The 18,358-nt window shown below is 55.6% G+C and carries 14 protein-coding genes and 1 pseudogene; 8 read left to right on the plus strand and 7 right to left on the minus strand.

From position 1 onward, the window contains the following. Positions 1 to 19 precede the first annotated feature (19 nt). Positions 20 to 1,213, minus strand: a complete 1,194-nt coding sequence (locus HMPREF2806_RS08045; RefSeq protein WP_083306532.1) for an ATP-binding protein — start codon at positions 1,211 to 1,213, stop codon at positions 20 to 22. 321 nt (positions 1,214 to 1,534) lie between these two features. Between HMPREF2806_RS08045 and HMPREF2806_RS08050 the strand changes: the two genes are divergently transcribed. Beyond that, positions 1,535 to 1,996: an ASCH domain-containing protein gene (locus HMPREF2806_RS08050; RefSeq protein ID WP_070517219.1), complete on the plus strand. Its 462-nt coding sequence runs from the start codon at positions 1,535 to 1,537 to the stop codon at positions 1,994 to 1,996. A gap of 90 nt (positions 1,997 to 2,086) precedes the next feature. Here HMPREF2806_RS08050 and HMPREF2806_RS08055 read toward each other — a convergent pair whose 3' ends face one another. After that, positions 2,087 to 3,160, minus strand: coding sequence for a 5-methylcytosine restriction system specificity protein McrC (locus HMPREF2806_RS08055; protein WP_118779522.1), 1,074 nt, complete (start codon positions 3,158 to 3,160; stop codon positions 2,087 to 2,089). Next, complete coding sequence (locus tag HMPREF2806_RS08060) at positions 3,147 to 5,747, minus strand: AAA family ATPase (RefSeq protein ID WP_070517224.1); 2,601 nt, start codon at positions 5,745 to 5,747, stop codon at positions 3,147 to 3,149. Before HMPREF2806_RS08060 ends, HMPREF2806_RS08055 begins: the two co-directional genes overlap by 14 nt. Positions 5,748 to 5,955: 208 nt before the next feature. On the opposite strand from HMPREF2806_RS08060, the gene HMPREF2806_RS13985 reads away from it, so the two are divergent. Further along, the gene (locus HMPREF2806_RS13985; RefSeq protein WP_070517227.1) at positions 5,956 to 9,321 is read left to right on the plus strand and encodes an AAA family ATPase; all 3,366 of its coding nucleotides are present in this window, start codon (positions 5,956 to 5,958) and stop codon (positions 9,319 to 9,321) included. 30 nt (positions 9,322 to 9,351) lie between these two features. Here HMPREF2806_RS13985 and HMPREF2806_RS08070 read toward each other — a convergent pair whose 3' ends face one another. Both HMPREF2806_RS08070 and HMPREF2806_RS08075 read right to left on the minus strand, forming a co-directional pair. Next, positions 9,352 to 9,858 (minus strand): GNAT family N-acetyltransferase, encoded by a 507-nt coding sequence (locus HMPREF2806_RS08070; protein ID WP_070517230.1) that lies wholly within the window; start codon positions 9,856 to 9,858, stop codon positions 9,352 to 9,354. A 37-nt stretch (positions 9,859 to 9,895) separates the two neighbouring features. Then, a complete protein-coding gene (locus HMPREF2806_RS08075; protein WP_070517232.1) occupies positions 9,896 to 10,984 on the minus strand; it encodes a thermonuclease family protein in 1,089 nt (362 codons plus the stop codon). A gap of 477 nt (positions 10,985 to 11,461) precedes the next feature. Here HMPREF2806_RS08075 and HMPREF2806_RS08080 point away from each other — a divergent pair, with 477 nt between their 5' ends. The 3 genes from HMPREF2806_RS08080 to HMPREF2806_RS08090 are packed head-to-tail and all read left to right on the plus strand — an operon-like array spanning position 11,462 to position 14,131. Continuing rightward, positions 11,462 to 12,406 (plus strand): dihydrodipicolinate synthase family protein, encoded by a 945-nt coding sequence (locus tag HMPREF2806_RS08080; RefSeq protein WP_070517252.1) that lies wholly within the window; start codon positions 11,462 to 11,464, stop codon positions 12,404 to 12,406. Between the two features lie 31 nt (positions 12,407 to 12,437). After that, on the plus strand, positions 12,438 to 13,379 hold the full coding sequence (locus HMPREF2806_RS08085; RefSeq protein ID WP_049155929.1) for an ROK family protein: 942 nt from the start codon (positions 12,438 to 12,440) through the stop codon (positions 13,377 to 13,379). 41 nt (positions 13,380 to 13,420) lie between these two features. Then, positions 13,421 to 14,131 carry an N-acetylmannosamine-6-phosphate 2-epimerase gene (locus HMPREF2806_RS08090; RefSeq protein WP_070517234.1) on the plus strand — a complete coding sequence of 237 codons (711 nt, stop codon included), beginning with the start codon at positions 13,421 to 13,423 and terminating at the stop codon, positions 14,129 to 14,131. A 9-nt stretch (positions 14,132 to 14,140) separates the two neighbouring features. Here the strand turns inward: HMPREF2806_RS08090 and HMPREF2806_RS08095 are convergent, their stop codons facing one another. Next, entirely contained in the window at positions 14,141 to 14,857 is a 717-nt protein-coding gene (locus tag HMPREF2806_RS08095; RefSeq protein ID WP_070517237.1) for a FadR/GntR family transcriptional regulator, read from the minus strand. Positions 14,858 to 15,098: 241 nt separating this feature from the next. On the opposite strand from HMPREF2806_RS08095, the gene HMPREF2806_RS08100 reads away from it, so the two are divergent. The 3 genes from HMPREF2806_RS08100 (at position 15,099) to HMPREF2806_RS08110 (ending at position 17,579) form a co-directional block, all read left to right on the plus strand. Next, positions 15,099 to 16,622 (plus strand): sodium:solute symporter family protein, encoded by a 1,524-nt coding sequence (locus HMPREF2806_RS08100; RefSeq protein WP_070517239.1) that lies wholly within the window; start codon positions 15,099 to 15,101, stop codon positions 16,620 to 16,622. A gap of 66 nt (positions 16,623 to 16,688) precedes the next feature. After that, positions 16,689 to 17,120 (plus strand): hypothetical protein, encoded by a 432-nt coding sequence (locus HMPREF2806_RS08105; protein WP_070517242.1) that lies wholly within the window; start codon positions 16,689 to 16,691, stop codon positions 17,118 to 17,120. A 27-nt stretch (positions 17,121 to 17,147) separates the two neighbouring features. After that, a complete protein-coding gene (locus HMPREF2806_RS08110; RefSeq protein ID WP_070517245.1) occupies positions 17,148 to 17,579 on the plus strand; it encodes a hypothetical protein in 432 nt (143 codons plus the stop codon). Positions 17,580 to 17,877: 298 nt separating this feature from the next. Here the strand turns inward: HMPREF2806_RS08110 and HMPREF2806_RS08115 are convergent. Then, positions 17,878 to 18,330: pseudogene (locus tag HMPREF2806_RS08115) on the minus strand (ATP-binding protein); the annotation flags it as partial. Positions 18,331 to 18,358: the final 28 nt, after the last annotated feature.

The following is an 18,358-nucleotide window of genomic DNA, read 5'->3' on the forward strand; positions in this document are numbered from 1 at the left end:
GGGGATCGGGGCGTTTCCGCTACTGCGAATCGAAGTCCTCAACAATGAGGCTTGCCGCATGCGCACGGAGGTAGTCGCGCATGTATGGCAAGGCGAAGTCGACTTCGCCGTGGCCCGTGGTGGTGATCATTTCGGCGTCGAGAAGCCGGCGGCGATAGTTGCCTACATAAGAATCAGTCTTATTGAAGCGTGCCTTGATATCCGCCATCTTGGCAGGGCCATCGCTTTGGGCCATGTAAACCAAAAAGCTTCGGTCGACAGTGGAGAGATCCGAGAGCGCGGGCTCATGAACAAGTTGGCCGAGCTTTCGCTGTGCTGTTGCGACTCCGCGTTGGGCAGCGTCGATAGAAATCTCGGTACCTCCGTCAGTGGTACGTTCCTTTTCCCTGAATGAGCACTGGCCGACTAGCTGAATCATGAATGGGTACCCATGGCATGCTTCAACCGCGGTTTCCAAAGCGTCCTTTGACCACGAGGCTGCGGTGCTGTGAAGGGGTTCCTCCAGCGCCTCGCGAACATCCGAATCGGAGACCCTGCCAAGTTCGATGCGGTTAGCGCGGCGAAGAAAGGTCACGGGATTGGCATCGCCGCGACTGTTCAGCTTCTCGGAAAGCAGCGGCCTAATCGAGGACGGGATACCTGCCATGACAACGGAAGTGTCTTCGCCTTCGCGAACCAGATGTTGAATTGTGGCGCCGAACTCTATGAGCTCTTGGCTTCGTTGGTGGTGCATTTCATCCAATGTCACGAGCACACCACCAGGCTCCTGGCGGGCTTTTCGGTCAAGCTCACGTTTATAGGCCAGTAAATCCTTTAACGCATTACGTAGCGAGTACGTTGATTCCGCAATGGCTCGCGTATCCCAGTTGAGCCCGCCTCCAATGCCGAGGATGGAGACGTTGAGACCTTTGAGCTGCTTCCTGTCTTTAGTCAAGAGTTGAATGATGCTGCTGCGCAGTCGCTCAACGAAACCTGTCGTTGCAGTATCGCTGAGCGTGAGCCAACCGCGCGTGAGCGCTTCGTCTTCGAAGGCGTTAAGAAGGACTGTCTTTCCGATGCCGCGAGGGCCGATGATGAGCGAGATCCTCTCATGGGCGCCGGGGCCTTCATCGAGCGCGAAACCGAAATCACGAATGGCATCACTGCGGCCAACCAGCAATGGGGGAGTGGCGCCGAGGGTAGCCGTAAAAGGGTTGGTGTGTTTCGGATTCATGGCACTCACTCTAGACCACAAAGCTTTTGAAGTCTTGTGAAGTTTATGAAGTTTATGAATTCTTTGAAGTTTATGAAGAGCTGTGAAGTTTGAAAGAGGGGCCGCACCGCTAAGCAATGGGAAGTGGCGGCGCGGCCCCGGAGTGATAGGGAAGAAGGGCGGATTCCCAGCCTTCTGTGTAGGGGGCATCGTTGACATTAGGAGCGGGGCCGGACATCGCTGCGAATAAATCGAACACGCGAATCGAACGTCCAGTTGGACGAAACGGCAAGCTAGCACGTGCTTGGCCAACAGCATTCCTGAGCCACGTACTGTAAACGTATGGCTCAGGATGCTTTGGAACCCATTTCGGCACTGCCGCGCGGTGAGTTTGCCTTCCCGGGCCCGCTTCGCGACGCCCTCGTCACCGCCATCCTGGACGGCACCAAAACCACTACGTCATCCTTGCTGGTTGAACACTCGCGCGGCCACGACCCGCGCGAGGATGTCGGCACCCTAGAGGCCGTCCTCGACTCACGCGACAACGTGGTGTGCGTCATCCGTACCACCGAGGTTTACGTGTGCCGGCTTGTGGACGTCAGCGACGAGCACGCCATCGCCGAGGGCGAGGGCTACGCCGATGCCAGTGAATGGCGCGCCGGGCACGAGCAGTTCTGGCGTTCACCCGAGTTCGTTGAGTACATCGGAGAGCTAGATATCAACGATGACACCCAGGTGGTGTGTCAGCGTTTCACCGTTGATGGGCGGTACCCGGTTAGGGCATTGGAGCCGTGGAGCTCTTGAGGGAATAGTGGAGATTTACTGCTAAGGACACGAGTCAAGCAGTGTGGAGGTTTTCTTGAGCCGAAACCGCGATGTGTAGCTATCCGCAAATCAAGAAAGATTGATCGAGCGCAGTACCGATTCTCGAAAGGCTCGTGGCGTTGAATTGAGCGACACGCTACGAAAGGAGATGCGGTGTCCGTCGAGATTGAAGTCAACGTCGCTTTCGTTAGCTGCGGTTGCATAAAGCATCATTCCAGAGGCATGCGTCCATTCCCCACCACGGTGTTCTTGACTGCGCAAGTAGGCATATAGCTGATACATGTGCTCGTTCTTGAGTGTGAGCGCGTCTGTGAAACGAGAGGTAGCAAAGAGGTCGGTGAACTTGGCGTCCACAGTGACTAGCTTTCCCTCTGGTGACCGGAGCATGATGTCCGTCAGCATTCCTGGGATAAAAGGTGAAGAACTGTCGGTGTTCCAGGCGAGGCGCTCTGCACCAGAGACTCGCCACCCTAAAGGGGAAAGATGATAGCGAAAAACACCGAGTAGAGCGTGTTCAAATAGAGCACGCAACTGGGGCTGAGTCATTTCGGCCCGAGTAAAAGCGTGTCCCGTCTTGCCTTTGGCAGGAATTGCAAAATCGAGGAGTAGTTGTGCGATATCGAGCACGCTTCGGTCTGCGGGGAGGAGACGTGCGGAAAGTTGAGGAGTGGTTGTTGGAAGAGAGACACCTGCAGCGGCGAGGCGTGAGGAGAGCCGCCGACAGCGTTGGGCGAGCTGGGGTGAGCTCTGGGCGTGCATAAGAACCAACCCTGTTTCGAGTGCTGTGCGTAGAAACTGATTGACCGGACTATCGGTAGTCAGTTCATTGAATCGGCAGGCTACGAGCCCCTTTTCCAAAAGCTGTTCGCGGGCTGTTTGTAGCGTATCGATGCGGCCTCGCACGCGTGCTAGGTTGCGTTCCCCAATGGTGAAACCGCGGGTGAGATCGTGGCGCAAGCGCTTTTCGACGCTGTCACACAACATTTCTACCACAAGTTCTGCAAGTTCAGTGTCGTGTTTATCCACGTCGCCATCGACAATGCTGCCGTGAGTGTAGGCATGTGAGGCATAAAGCTGCAGCAACCACACGCTCCGAATTGGAACGTGTATCTCCTCATTCCGAATTTCTTTAGCGAAGAACATGGAGAGCATTCTCCAAGGCAGAATTGTTGTCGAACCAGTACTCGGTCAAAAGAGGCTTTAGCTCCGATTCGATGACGTTGTCGAACCACGACATCGTGGCGGAGTAGGAACTGTCCTTGAGTTCGCGCAGCGGAGTGACAAAACTATGCCCAATTTCGTACGCAGGACCCAACGTGAAATCATCGGAGATGAGTTCGTTGACAGCGTTGAGACGCTGGGCAATATCGACCAGAGCCGAATCGTCACATTTGCGATGCTCTATACAGAAGCGACGCCACGCAGCATTGAGTTGAGGGCGCAACGTAATGAAGGCAAACCGGCGGCGCAGTGCCATGTCGAGCATGGCCAAAGACCGATCTGCTTGGTTCATTGTGCCGATAATGTAGAGGTTCTTCGGCAAGAAGATCGTCTCTCCGTCGGGCGAGTACAGCGTGGTTAACGCATTTTCTGGGTTGCGCTTGTCTGCTTCAAGGAGCGTGAGCATGTCACCGAAAATCTGGGCTGGGTTTCCCCGGTTGATCTCTTCGATGACGACCACATGCGGTGTGGTTTCATCCTCGTTGGCTTTGTCTACTGCTTTGAGGAGCGGGCCTTTAGCGAGTGTGAGTTTGCCGTCTCCACTGGGTCGGAAACCTTGAATGAAGTCTTCATATGACATTGAAGGGTGGAACTGAACCGCAGTAGTGGATTCATCGGAATCTGTACCGCACAGGATGTGCGCTAGCTGACGAGCGACCCACGTCTTGCCGGTACCAGGAGGACCTTGAAGAATAAGATTCTTTTTCTCACGTAGCCGATTCATCATGAGTTCAATTTCTTCGCGGGGGATGAAACAGCCCAGCTCAAGAAGATCATCGATAGTGAAGCGTTCATCCTCGTCAGGTTCTTCCGCGGCGGTAATGGATTCCCCGGCTTCGGCAGCATTGGCAAGGTCCCATGCTTCATAGGACAGTGCATAGAGCGTCGCCGGTTCTATCTCGGAATCCGCAATATAGGCCCGAACCTCATCAATAAAGTCAAGATATTCTTGTCCATTCGTGACAGTGGTCGAGGGGTTGCGCCCGAGCGCCGCTGTGCTTCCGAGGAAGCGGCTGTTAACCGAGTCCAAGGACAGGAAAACATCTGGACACGCCATGAAAAGGACCATGGTATATCGGACCATGCCTCTGCCAGCTGTTGCGTTATCAAATGATGACGTGAAAGCAACCGCATTTTCAGCTGAAGGTTGCGAGGAGTAGGCAAGTGCGGCATCAAGAAGTTTCCAGATTCCGTCATAAAACCTTCTGTTCCCCACGTCTTCGGACTTTGCTTCAAAACGTGAGTTGAGGTTATTAATGCGAGGAAGTCCGGAGAAGTCCCGCGGCACTGGGGACTCAAGGTCAAAAGTCTCTTTTATGGCGGAGCATAGAGCGATACGGTTTGGATCGGAGATCTGTCGGGCTAACGTGCCGAGCACCGTGAAGGGATCGATGTCGTTTGCTTCTTCAGCTCCTTGTTCGGTGTACCAGGTCCATAGGTGTTTGAAGAGGGAAGGCCTGTGTGACAGGTTTGCGGCGTCTCGCAGCGCGGATAGCAGAGCTCCTCGATCTCCCGAGTAATCGAGGAGCTTGCGTGCGAACTCACCAAAGAAAGGAACCCAATCGAATGAGGGGGCTTCGCTGCGCTCATCCGAAGAAAGCGCGTCAGGGTCCCCAAGGCCGGCGATAACCGAGTTCAACCTTTCGAAAGCATTGTTGCGCTTTATTTTTAGCAGCGTTTGAATAGCGCCGAGCGAGTTCCTTAGGTCCTCACCGAGTTCGTCTCGGTAAAAGTAGTCGGAAGCCCACTCAATAGGCCTGACATGCCGGAACTCCACGGGTGCTTCTGGGCGATATTCATACGGGCCAGATACGTAGCCGTAGTAGATCCGGTTTCTTTCATGCTTACTGGGCATGAGAACGAGATCGCCCATTTGCATTTCGTTCTTAAACCGGTTGAGCTGCCCGGCAAGGTTGCTAATAGTTCCAGCTTTCATTTCAGGATGCTCGGTACGCATTGCCGACTTAATATCCGCTAGTGTCGGTGCGGAATTCGTCAGTGGACCGTAGTCCATGCCGGGAAGCCCTTGATTGCGTTCTAACGCGGCGTGCTCTCGTTCACCAGCTCGGCCTGTTCTAAGAACCCAAGCAAAGTCCGCGTCCCGACCTGTATCTGAGGATTCATCTTTTTCATCATTCGCGCTTGATGTCTGTTTGGATTTGATGGCCTCATTAGCTCGGCTGCGAGTATGTGCAATTTCTTCTTTGCTCAGTGGGTAAGGGTGTGTTTCTACCCACTGAGTTCCTTCATCAGTGATGCTAAAGACGCCGTGACTTATGGTCGTGATGAATCCCAAGTGGCGACCGTTAAAAATCGCCCACCTTGTCCGGTCCTCGGTAACTGACCTGTTCTTGAGCTGGCGTTGTGCCTGGTCGGGGAAGTCTTTCTCAGCCAGAGCCTGAACAACTGGGACCAAATCGCTAGTCGTGGAAGGGCCCCGTGAGTTGAGTGCATCAAGAACTACAGGAAGAACAGTTGTCCAGTTAAACGGGCTAAGAGGCAGAGACATCGTCACCTAGGTTCGGTAGCTAGAGGAGGCATTGAGTTCTGTGCCTATGCTACCGACGAAGCACAGCGGTTCAGCGCATTTCGGAATTTTGTGAATTCCGTGAGACCAACGAACAGCTGTTTGGCACAACCTATCTCTTGTCCGGAGACTCCGATAAGTTAGTTTCTGTTGAATCTCTCTTGGACTCGCTCACTCTCTCGGAGGAATCGTGGCAATCACGCTAACTGAAGAATTTCGTCATGCTCTTGATTTAATCGGCGCAGGACGGAACGTTCTCATCTCAGGTAAAGCCGGAACCGGTAAGTCCACGCTGTTGCGGGAATTCCTTGAAAACACGGGGAACAAGGAAGTACTCGTTACCGCACCCACTGGTGTTGCTGCGTTGAACATCGAGGGCTTCACCATCCACCGAGCCTTTGGTTTTCGGCCATCGATGGTCCCCAGTGATCTAGAAAGAGGCGGTGCGTGGCACCCGTCCACCGTGACATGGGACGTGCTTAAGAAAACCGACATTCTCGTCGTGGACGAGATCTCGATGGTTCGTGCGGATCTCTTCGACATGATGGACCAGGCTCTTCGCCGTATCCGCAGGAATCGGAAGCCCTTTGGTGGAGTACAGCTTGTTCTCGTCGGTGACCTGCTGCAGTTGCCACCGGTCGTTACCCCGAATGAGGCCGAGCTTTTCAACTCGATGTGGGAGAGCCCCTATTTCTTCTCCGCCCAGGTGTACACACAGCTCGACCTGGAAGAAGTGAACCTAACCCAGGTCTGGCGTCAGGCCGACCCAACGTTTATTGACCTTCTCAACGAGGTGCGTGAGGGAAGTGTCGGCGAAGAATCACTGGACATTCTGAACCAGTTGGTTGCTCCCAATTTTGATGCTCCAGATGACTGGGTGACGTTGACGTCGCGTAAGTCGACGGTGGCAAGGATTAACCGGCAAAAGCTAGCTGGTCTTCCTACAGAAAAGTTCGTCTCGGTTGCGGAATGTACCGGAGAGCTTCCAGCCAATTCCTTCAGCGGTGAGGACGAACTTCACTATGCCGAGGGTGCACGCGTCATGACCGTGATCAACGACCCGAAGGGCCGATTCGTCAACGGAAGTTTTGGCCAAATCGTGCGGGCAACTGAGCACGAGATCGATGTGCGGATTGATGCAACGGGGGAAGTAGTCACTCTGACCCCGCACACGTGGGAAATTAACCGGCCAGGAGTTGATGGCTCGCGCCTGGTTAGTGAGACCATCGGAACGATTCGGCAGTTCCCTGTCATCTTGGCTTGGGCCATCACCATCCATAAGAGCCAAGGTAAGACAATCCCAAAGCTCTACATCGACCTTGCCGGCGGTACCGCCACCGATGGGCAGTTCTACGTTGCGCTATCACGTGCAGTTGATTTGGAGCACCTGCGCTTTTCGACTCCGGTGGAGCCTCGTCACATACGGGCCAACAACGCTCTTGTCCGTCGCGTCAGGCGCGAAGTTAGTAGCGGCGTTAATACCGACCGCGTGGTGCTCGTGTCTTTCAACGGCGTGAGCTTTGGCATTAGTGAGCACATCGCGCGAATTCATGCGATTGTGTATCACAACGGTGCTCGGGTTGCGAGCTTTGGGTCGTGGATTAATCCGATGGCTGACCTCGGGGAATTCGGGCAGCGCTACAGCATTCCGGTGGGCGGGCTTGCAATGGCACCGACCTTGGGAGATTTCTGGCCGCTTCTTCTCCGCCAGGCACAAGGCGGCATCGTGGTCGGTGACCGCCTAGCCATGCTCGAGCGTGCCGTGCGTCACCAGGAAAAAGGCATGAATGTTGCCCTCGGTATTGGGTACGAGGTGGGGGACTTCGGCTTTGAACCAGTGGGGGAGGACGTCGTCAGCCGGTGTGAGTCGATGGCGGTTGCCTATGAGAATGGCACGATTTCCCCGTCACGCGGACAACTAGTTCCTCGCGCAGATCGGGAGACCGAAGGTGCAGTACTCATTCCTTCTTGGGCACCGACAGCGCCGATGATCCTGGACCAACTACAGGCCACGGATTCGGACAATGCGTGGGCAGCGATGTCCGGTGGCACGGTGATGCCGCGTTCATTTGCTGAAGTGGAAGAGTGCGCCGAGCTTCTCTCTGCATGGGCAATATCGAGAGGTTTGTGGACGCAGGAGCTTTACGACGACATCCTGGCCCGCGTCGCACGCATCGATACCCGCACCGTGGAGCTGCCAGCAGTCGAAAACGCCACTGTGGATGTTCCGAGTCTCCTTGTTCCGGGAACCCGAGTAGCCTTCACCGGCCGTAACGAGCTCCTTGGCGGCCCCGCCGACGACGAACGTCTCGATCGCATCTGCCGTATCCGCCGCCTTGAGTACAAGAAGGGAATGTCGAAGACACGGTGCGATGTTCTCGTCGCCCGCGACGTGGCATCGATGTCTCGTAAAGCTCAAGCAGCTCGCGAGTTCGGGAAGCCGATCATCTCGCAGGAAGATTTCGAGTACTGGTACGAGCACGGCCCGTTCCTCGAAGCACCGGCCTCCGCAGCGGAGGCCGACGTAGCGAACACCGGCGCAGTTGCGGAGGAACCAGTCAGTGCTCCAGTGCAGGAAACTGAGGCTGCTCCGGCAGCCGCTGCTGCCGGTTCGCACGTTACACAGGAAGAAAACAATGTCGCGCGGGCCGCGGACGTTTTGACCCCAGGTACCCGCGTAGCATTCCGTGGCTCCACCATCATTGACAATCAGCTTTATCCCCACGGTCCGGTGCTCCAAGAATTCTGCGCGGGATTGGGTCTGGTCTACAAGCAGTCCGTAACGAAGACGCGGTGTGATGTCCTCGTAACAGATGACCTCACAGCCCAAGACGGCAAGACGAGCCTTGCGGTGCGTTACAACAAACCACTGGTGAAGCGTGAAGACTTCGCTGCATGGGCGCAGGAGCAGCTGCGCCAAGAAGAGGAAGAAACCGATGTTGTTGCGCCTGCGACAGTCTCAGAACTGCAGGCGGATAATCCATTCATTGTGGACGACGAGCCGACTATCGCTACGGAAACAGTAGAGCCGGAGACTAACACGGAACCTGAGCTTGAGGATGCCACCGACGCCTCAGCTCCGCTCCAAGACTGGAGCCTGTCTCATGCACCTTGGGAGCCAACGCAGCACGCACAACCAGAGCCGTCGCCTGAGCAACAACCATCACCGTGGGCAGAGACGCCACAGCAGCGTGAGCAGAACACACAGGATGAAGCCTTATCTTGGTTCGCGGAACCTACGCCGAAGCAAGAATCTCCCTTCGCACCGGCGCCATCAGCGGAGCCAGCCCAGCCGACCCCTGCCGCAGCATTCCCGGTACCCAAACCTGGTCCAAAGCCACTTCCGGAAGCCCCTCAGCCGCGCAAGGAGAGAAAGTCTCCACGCTGGTTCAAGCGCTCAGCTCTAGGTTTGCTCGCGTTGACAATCGCAATAATCGTGGGAGCAGCCGCTGGTGCCCCAGATGTGTTCGTTGGACTAATGATGCTCGCGTGGATGGTTGCGGCATTCGGCACCGTCGTCTTCGGCGTGGTCGCCCTTGTTACCTGGAGGCGCTAGATACGAACCGCCTCGTCGAGACGGTTTTTATCAGCCGAGTCGGTACACCTCGTAGTCGCCCGGCACTCCTGCGCCGGGGATGTGCTGAAGTCCGAGCTTCAAGGCTAGGGCAATCGACGCCTCATTAGTGGGATCGATGATGGCGACAACGGGCAGCCGCGGAAAACGTTTGCGCGCACTGGCAATCGCAGCGGCCGCTGCCTCCTTGGCATAGCCTCGGCCTTGCGATTCGGGTGCGAAGCGGTAGTAGAGGTTGAGCACTTCCTCACCGGCTTCCTCGCTATGGCGCACACCAGTGAACCCAATAGTGGTGCCATCAAGCGTGGACACCACGTAGTAGCCCAGTTGCTTCTCACTCCAATTCTGTTGCCACGAGCGCGCCAGCTCCGCGGCTTCCTCCCTGGTCTTCATAGCCAGTTCAGGGCGGTGCTCGTAGGTGCGGGCATCCGAATGAATGGCAAAGATGGCATCAATATCGGCATCCGTAGGCACCGACAATGAAAGCCGTGGGGTCTGGAGGGCGAAATCCTGATTCATAGGGAGTCCTTTCATTGAAATTTACAGGACTCCCAGGCTATCCAATCTGCACGCGTGTGGTGCAATCGATCTTGGCGTAAGGGCGACCCTTCTTGTCAATGCTGGTCATTGCGTAGTTGCCACCGTAGGCGCGGCAACCGGTGTAGTTGTCCACCGGATTGCTGGGAACCGGTGCGGCTGGTGCCTGGTAGGCGGGTGCGGCTTGCTGTGCTTCCTGCTCCGCGCGGCGGGCAGCCTCTGCCGCTTCTTGTTCCGCACGGCGGGCTGCTTCTTCTGCTTCACGCTGTGCGGCCTCCGCAGCCTTGCGTGCTGCTTCTTCCTCGGCGCGTTTCTTATCGCGTGCGTCTGAAGCGTAAGTGATCTTGCGGTTCAAGAGCGTTTCAATCTCGGTAGCATCGTTATCGAGCTCCTCTAGCAGTTCGGTTTGCTTATGCCCGAATGCTGCTTTCTGGAAATCGGATTGTTCCGCGACCGCTTTTTCCAGTGCGGAAATAGACTTCTTTGCATCGGCTACGCGGGAAACGTGAACGTGAGCGCCGTTGAATTGCTCGTCATTCCACATGTCGTCAAACTGAAAATGCTGTGCCGCATCAATGGTGGAGCGTGCGTCATGGTAGGAGCGGTAGGTTCCGTCGTCGCCAAATACGCACTCGGGGCCAGTCGAGTTGATACCCTTACCCGCAGTACGGGCTCGGTCGGCGGCGGCAGAGACCTCCGAGAAGAAACGAGTGTTGCCGCCCACCTTCATCGGCACAGCGAAACCCTCCTCAGCAACGGAGGCGTTGATGAGCGATCCTTCTTTGAATACTCCGGCTAGTGTTCGGCCATACTTGTCTTCGCGTTCATCGTCGTACTCCAGCGTCACTACCGTGCCCACTGGCAGCAGACCGGCCAAGTATTGCTTTGCTTCCTCAGCCAAGCACTCTTTGCCCATCTCCGGGGTATCGATGTTGAGCAGGCGAACGCGCTTGGTCTCACCGTCCTGCGCTACGTCGATGGTGTCGCCATCGATGATGCTCTGAACCGTAATGACGTCATCAGAGGAATCCGGCCCCAACACGGTATAGGCACCGTAGCCCACTCCACCGGCGGCTAAGAGCCCAGCGACAACCTTGAAAAATCCCATATCAGGAACCCCACGAGAGAAAGAGAGCAACAAGAACATCAGGAGTATACATGTCTGCAATAAGGGGGTCTATGGTGTTGGCACATGCTTGACGACGTCCGGTCCTGCTTGTAGCTGTTTCGTCTACTTCCGGTTCTCTCGGTCACGGCACGCACGGGCGAGTCGAACGCACCTACAGTCACGTGTTGGCAGGTGCGTTTTCACAATCGTAAGGCGCGCCATCATAACCAAATGGTCGACTTTTGCCGGGGGCTAAACCTGATTGGCATCAGGCTACTAACGGGCCCATAGCTCTAGACAAGGCGCCCGCCCCGCTCCGCTGTTCCAAGGAAGAGGGGAGTGTGGGAGGCGGAGAGCTTGAACTAGGTAACGAACTGTGAACGGAGTTCTTTTCACTAAAAGGAACTGCATCACAATCCTAGGAGACGTATGATGTCTTATGACTCTAATACGAAGGCGAATGGAAGGTTCCTGAACATGACTGCAAATACACAGCTTTTGCGCGGCGTGGTGCCACCGCTGCTGACCCCGTTTAATGAGGACTACTCCGTTGACACCGATACCCTCAAGCGCCAGGCTGAGCGGCTTATCAAAGCTGGCGTTCATGGACTGTTCGTTCTCGGTTCTTCAGGTGAGGTAGCTTTCCTCACTCGAGAGCAGCGCAAGGAAGTCATTGCAACGGTGGTGGAACAGGCTCAAGGGCGCGTTCCAGTCATTGCCGGCGTGATTGATATGACGGCTCCGCGAGTAATCGAGCACATTGAAGATGCTGTCGCGCTCGGGGTGCAAGGGCTAGTTGCCACTGCGCCTTTTTATGTTCGTACTCACGATGTAGAAATCGCAGAGCACTTCCGGCTTCTTCATGAAGCCGCGCCAGAGACTCCTATCTACGCGTACAACATTCCGGTCAGCGTTCACTCCGTGCTGGATATCGCTACTCTTATTTCTCTGGCCAAGGAAGGCGTTATCGCTGGTGTCAAGGATTCCGGCGGCAATGATGGATACACGCGTGCTCTGATTAGCGCCCGCGACAAGGCTGGGGTGAAAGACTTTGTAGTCTTGACCGGCTCGGAAACTACGGTCGACTTTGCTTACCTGGCAGGTGCCGATGGCGTGGTACCTGGTCTGGGCAACGTGGACCCGGTTTCCTACGTGAAGCTACACGAGCTCCTAGTTGACGGATCGTATGCAGAGGCCGCGGAATTGCAGTCTAAGATTTGTGACCTTTTCACCATCGTTGGTGTTGGTGATGGCATGCGCATGGGCGGGAGCTCGCAAGGCCTCGGCAGTTTCAAGGCAGCGCTGCACCACCTGGGCGTCTTCCCGTCGGGGCTGATGTCTCGTCCGCATGTCGCTCTGAACGATGAGGAGCTGGCTAAGATTCATGAGATCGTCGATGCCGCTCAGGTGATCGAACCTTAATTCCTCTGGACTACGACGAAACGAGTGAAGAGTGACTAGTACCCTTGCGCTTGATGTCGGTGCAACCAAGATTGGTTGGGGCTTCGTGGCTGATGAGGACCCAACACAAGCAGTAGCGCTGGGAAAGATACCTACCCAGCCGGCCGGGGCTTCGCCACAGGAGCAGATCCAGAAAGCCATTCAGCTGGCGTTGGAGGAATCGGGTATCACTCCGGCGCGAATCGGCATTGGCTCGCCAGGAGTCATTAAAGCTCCCGAAGGGCTCGTCACCTACAACGGAGACACCATTAAGAACTGGGCTGGCACCAACCTTCGTGAGGTCGCGAAAGAGGTTGTTGATCTCCCGTGTGCTGTTCATAACGATGTGCGAGTCTGGGCGTACGGAGAGTTGATGCTCGGAGCCGCGAGGGAGTTCCAGTCCGGCAGAGTCCTGTACCTTTCGTTGGGAACTGGTGTCGGTGGTGCGGTAAGCGATAACGGGAGTCTGCTCAGCGGACCTACCGGATCGGCCGGAGAGTTTTCTGAACTCTTGTGTGCTGATTTCCGGGGCTTTGCGGACCGCGCCGAGAACATCATGAGCGGCAATAGTCTGGCTGCATATTACGAAGAATTTTCTGCGAACCCTGCAAGCGAACGGGTGCAGTGGAAGCAGCGGGACCAGTTAGCGCTTCCCCTCGAAAAGGTCGTGGAAAGAATGAACCAGGGAGATGAGCTCGCGTCCCAGATTATTCGAGGGAATTCTTATGGCCTTGGCCGCGCGGTGGCTGGTCTTGTTTCAGGGCTCGATCTCGATGCCGTTGTCTTGGGCGGTGGTGTGTGTCAGATTGGGGCGGCTGTGGAGGAACCGTTCCGTCAGGCTATAGAGGATTTCGCGTTGAAGCCGAATCGCTCCGTTGCAATTCGGGTTACTGAATCCCCGGCGACAGCCCCGTTAGTGGGCGCAGCGGCTTTTGCTCGAGACAACGCTTTTTAGCACCGTTTAACCGCGATATATCCAGAGGAAGGTTCAAGCATATGTTTAGGTTTAAGAGCAGTGAACTGGCTGACCGCCGAGAAGAAGTTCACGACATGATTCGAAACTCGGTGATTGTCTCGGTGCAAGCGCCGGATGGTCACCCAATGCGCGATACCCACACCTTGACGCATGTCGCCCGTGCGTGTGTTGAGGGCGGAAGCCGCGCAATCCGGTGTGGCGGGTATGGCGGCATCGAGGATGTCGAGGCAATCGCAGCCGCAGTAGATGTACCAGTTTTCGGTCTGACAAAAGAGGGGAGTGAGGGGGTTTATATCACCCCGACCGTTGAGTCCGTACGCCAGTTGGCTGAGGCCGGAGCTGCCGTTATCTGTGCGGATGCTACGGATCGCTCTAGGCCTGATGGGTCGAGTTTTCCCGATCTTGTCGCCGAGTGCCACCGGCTGAATGTTTTGTCGATGGCCGACTGTTCTACCCCGGAAGAAATGCAGCGGGCGCACCAAGCAGGGGCGGATATCATTTCAACGACGCTGGCTGGCTATACAGAGTCCCGGAAGAAGACCGAAGGTCCGGATCTTGAATGCTTGGCAGAGGGGCGACGGCTCTGCGGTGAGGATGCCTTTGTGATCGGCGAAGGCCGGTTTGCCTCGCGCGATGATGTGGCTGCAGGAAAGCGCGCCGGCGCCGATGCAATCATCATTGGTACTGCCATCACAGATCCTGCGTGGATTACGCGGATCTTTAATAGCTGACGCGGACTGTCACAGCGAAGTCAGTAGGGGCTCGTAATGCCTGAGCACAGACTCTTGGTACTTCTTCAGGTCGTTGTCCTGTAGAGCATCGACGATGTCTTGGTGCGCGCGAACCGTCCTGCTGAAGTCCTGTGGTTCTTCCAGTTTGCGAAGTGGAATGACGTTCATGTGCACTTGCCAAAAGGCATCATTGAGCTCACGGATAATCGGGTTATCTATTTCGGAAAGCAGAACCTGATGAAACTCCCGATCCTCTTCGGCAAAGTTGAGACCTTGCTCCCGTTTGGCTGACATCTTTTCAACGATGGCGCTCAACTGATCTAGCTTGGCGGAGTCGGGTTTGGTTGTGATTTCTTGCCCGATAGCAAGATCAATTGCCTGCCGAATCTCCACTACATTACGTAGTGTTTCAAGGTTGTCGTCAGCGTCGAGAGTCGCTCGAAAAATGAGGCCTTGAACAAGTGCTTTCAGTGACGTGCTGGAGACAAAGGTTCCTGTTCCGTGCCTGACTTCGACGATATCTAATGTCGTTAGGATTCTGATGGCCTCGCGGACGGAGGAACGAGAGAATCCGAGTTCCTCACAGAGCTCTGATTCGGTTGGCAAAGTGTCCCCAGGTTTGAGTGCATTGTCCCGAATGAATTGTTTGATGCCTTCTACAGCCTGCTGTGTGGTTGAGGCAGGGCGATGTGCGGCTTCGCTGAATCCCCATGTTCCGGTGTGCACTGGTTAATCCCTCTTTCCTTTCCGATCCATCTTAAGCCTCCCACGTTGGCGGGGTTCTCAAAGGATGAGCGCTGCTGGGGGAGGAGCACTTCGCTCTGATGATCAGGGGTAGACGGCTTTATCTTAAATCCCCTCACACATCAGACGTCTGATGTATTGTATCTTTCAACATGCTTTGTTGCACAGACGAATCGGAGAGTGATTTAGCTCTCTGCACTGAAAGCCCTGAAGGGAAGGTCAAATGCAATCGTTCGGAACACTCAACTGGATAGTTCTGATCCTCTATCTCCTGGGAATGCTTCTTGTCGGCGCTTATTTTGCGCGTAGGGCCGGCAGTGATCAGGACGAATTCTTCAAAGCGGGTGGCAGGATTCCTGGCTGGGCGGCAGGATTCTCAATCTATGCCACGACGCTGTCTGCCATCACGTTTATGTCCACTCCGGAAAAGGCGTATCTGACTGACTGGGCCTACTCGGCTGGTAACCTCGCTATTTTTGCCATTGTTCCAATTTTGATTGGTTACTATGTTCCGTTCTTTAGGAAGCTGGATGTCACGACGGCCTACGAGTACCTTGAGGAGAGATTCTCCGTAGCCCTCCGAGTTCTAGGCTCGCTCCTCTTCGTTCTGTATCACGTTGGGCGCATCGCCATCGTTATCTATTTGCCGACATTGGCAATCACGTCGGTGGCAGATATCAACCCGCTGGTCGTCGCCGCGTTTGTAGGCGCTCTTTGTATTGTGTACACCTTCCTGGGAGGCATGGAAGGCGTGATTTGGTCTGATGTGATTCAGGGTATCCTGCTGCTGGCTGGCGCCGCAGCGGTAGTGCTGACGGCCATGGCCATGACTCCCGACGGATTTAACGGTGCGGTGGTTAACGCCGCTGAAGAAGGAAAGTTCTACTCAGCGGACAACTTCACCACGAATGCAGTCTTCTCCTCGATACCATTCATCTTTATCGGAAATGTACTGAACAGCTTGCACCAGTACACCTCTTCTCAGGACGTCGTTCAGCGCTACCAAACGACTCCTACGATTCAAGCGACGAAGAAGTCCCTCATCGTCAACGGAATACTGGCGCTGATAACAATTCCGCTGTTCTACGGGATGGGAACAGCTTTGTATAACTTCTACGAAGCGAAGGGTGGTCTGCCTGAAGGAGTCAACACTTCTGCCGTAGTGCCGTATTTCATTCTTTCGGAGCTGCCTGCAGGCATTGCCGGACTCTTGATTGCTGCCATCTTGGCGGCTGCGCAATCGACAATTTCTTCTTCGCTCAACTCGATTTCCGCCTGCGTTGTCGTAGATATCTATAACCGCTTCTCCCCGAAGGAAGCGTCGGTTACTTTCTCTCGCCTGGTCATCATCGTTGCCGGAACCTTCGGATTGGCCGTTGCACTGTATCTCATCATTACCAACCAGTCGGACCTGTGGGACCTGTTCCTCGCGATTACCGGTCTTTTTGGAGTTCCGCTCACTGCGGTATTTGTCTTGGGTATCTTTACGAAGTCCGCAAATTCCAATGGCGTTCTCATCGGGCTCCTGTGCGGAGCGATTGCTGCGTATTTCGCTGGAAAGCTGGACCAAGGCCCATTCTTGGTCTCGATTGTCGCCTTCGTGGGAACTCTCGTTATCGGCTACCTGGCATCCTTCATCTTCCGGAAATCTGACCATCACGACATCACGGGCTTGACTATTTACGGAAAGGACCTTGAATACACGCGGCGCAGTGTCAATCAAATACCCGTTGCGCAAAGTGAGTAAGCAATACGAATAGGCTGCCGCTAGGCTTGGTTCGTGTGTACACCGGAAGCAACTGAAGGAAACACAATGACCACACCCGATATCGAGGTTGACTACGACTCCGTCGATTCGATTCTGGATGTAATCGGTCGATGCCTACGCGTGGACCGCAAACTCAATCAGCGTACACCGTGGGATGGCTTTGTGGTCGTGTCCGGTTACGAGCAGGGGCACGCGGCGCGCCAGGCATGGCGGTTTGTCGGTGATAAGACTCTGATCACCACGGTGTCCGCACTCAACCCAGCGTTCAACCGTACGCTGATCGCACGGTTGCGACAGCTCACCGCCGATCCGGAACGCGGTGAGTGGCAGACGTGGATCGCGCGGTACGATCTCGCCTCCGATAGCTTCGACCACACATTCCTGTGGCCCGGAGAGGACGAAGGCTTTAACGTTCTCGCCTATGACACTCCGATGTCCACGATCGAAACCCTGAACCCAGCCCATCACGCTGAATAAACCCATGGCGCAACTGGAGGGAACGCAATGACTATTTCTGATTTCACCGTCGACATGGACTCCGCGGATTCGGTCCTTGAAGCAATGAGCGAGTGTCTGCGTTTAGATGAGGAGCTCAATGAGGAGAAACCGTGGGACGGCTTTGTGGTCGTGACCGGCCTCAACGAAGTACAAGGTGCATCGCAAGCATGGCGCTTTGTCGGCAAGGAGACTCTGCCCACGCCGGTGGGCATACGCAATCCGGCACTCGACCCCGACCTGCTGGAATGGTTGCGACAGCTCACCGCCGATCCGGAACGCGGTAAGTGGCAGACCTGGATCGCGCGGTACGATCTCGGCTCCGATAGCTTCGACCACACATTCTTGTGGCCCGGAGAGGACGAAGGCTTTAACGTCCTTGGCTATGACACCCCAATGGCCACGATCGAAACCCTGAACCCGGCCTTTCACGCCGAATAACCGCGACCACAGGACCCGTTTCAGCATTGGTATCGCCCCGGCAACGCCGACCCATCTCGGATGCTTGCCCGATTGGAAGTAACGCGTGAGCATCACTAAGGGGCCCCTATGAAGCGCTGCACTCTGCCGCTTCTTGGTTTCGTGCCCGTGGGTGTCTTGGTCGGTTGAGGCCGAAACCAAACAAGCGGGAGCTGTCAGATGCGGGTTTTGGGTACCGGTGTTCCGGAGACCCGGTACTGCCGGGTTCCGGGTAGTTGGTACCGGGGCCGGGCCGACGGAGTCGGCCCGGCTGTTTGCTTTATTCGTCCGGTTCTATTGGGGCGGTGGCCTTGCGCATGTCGAAGTCTCCGATACGGATTCGGTGGCCGTTGTTGAGGCGGCTTACGAGTGAATCGGCTCCGACTCTGTCTGGCAGTGTTTCAACCCAGTAGGCGGCAGCTGATTGGGAGGAGATCAGTGTTGGGAGCCTTCCGTCGCGGTCGAATATGATCTTGGTTAGGTCTTCTTGCCCGCGCTGGTTGATGCTGATGGTCATAAAGTCGTCGATGATAAGGACATCGACGTTGATCAGTTTCCGCATCTTGTCGAGGTAGTTTTGGTCAGTCGGTGAGAAGACCGCCAGCATGTCTACAAGTTGATCCAGCCGGTAGTACGCCACGGAGTATCCGGCCTTGCACGCGGCGATGCCGATGGCGCAGGCAATGTAGGTCTTGCCTGTTCCCGTCGGTGCGAGGATGTGAATGTTGTGAGGTTACCCTCGTTTAGTGGACACCCTATTT

The organism is Corynebacterium sp. HMSC076G08, assembly GCF_001811515.1.
Lineage (GTDB): Bacteria > Actinomycetota > Actinomycetes > Mycobacteriales > Mycobacteriaceae > Corynebacterium > Corynebacterium hiratae.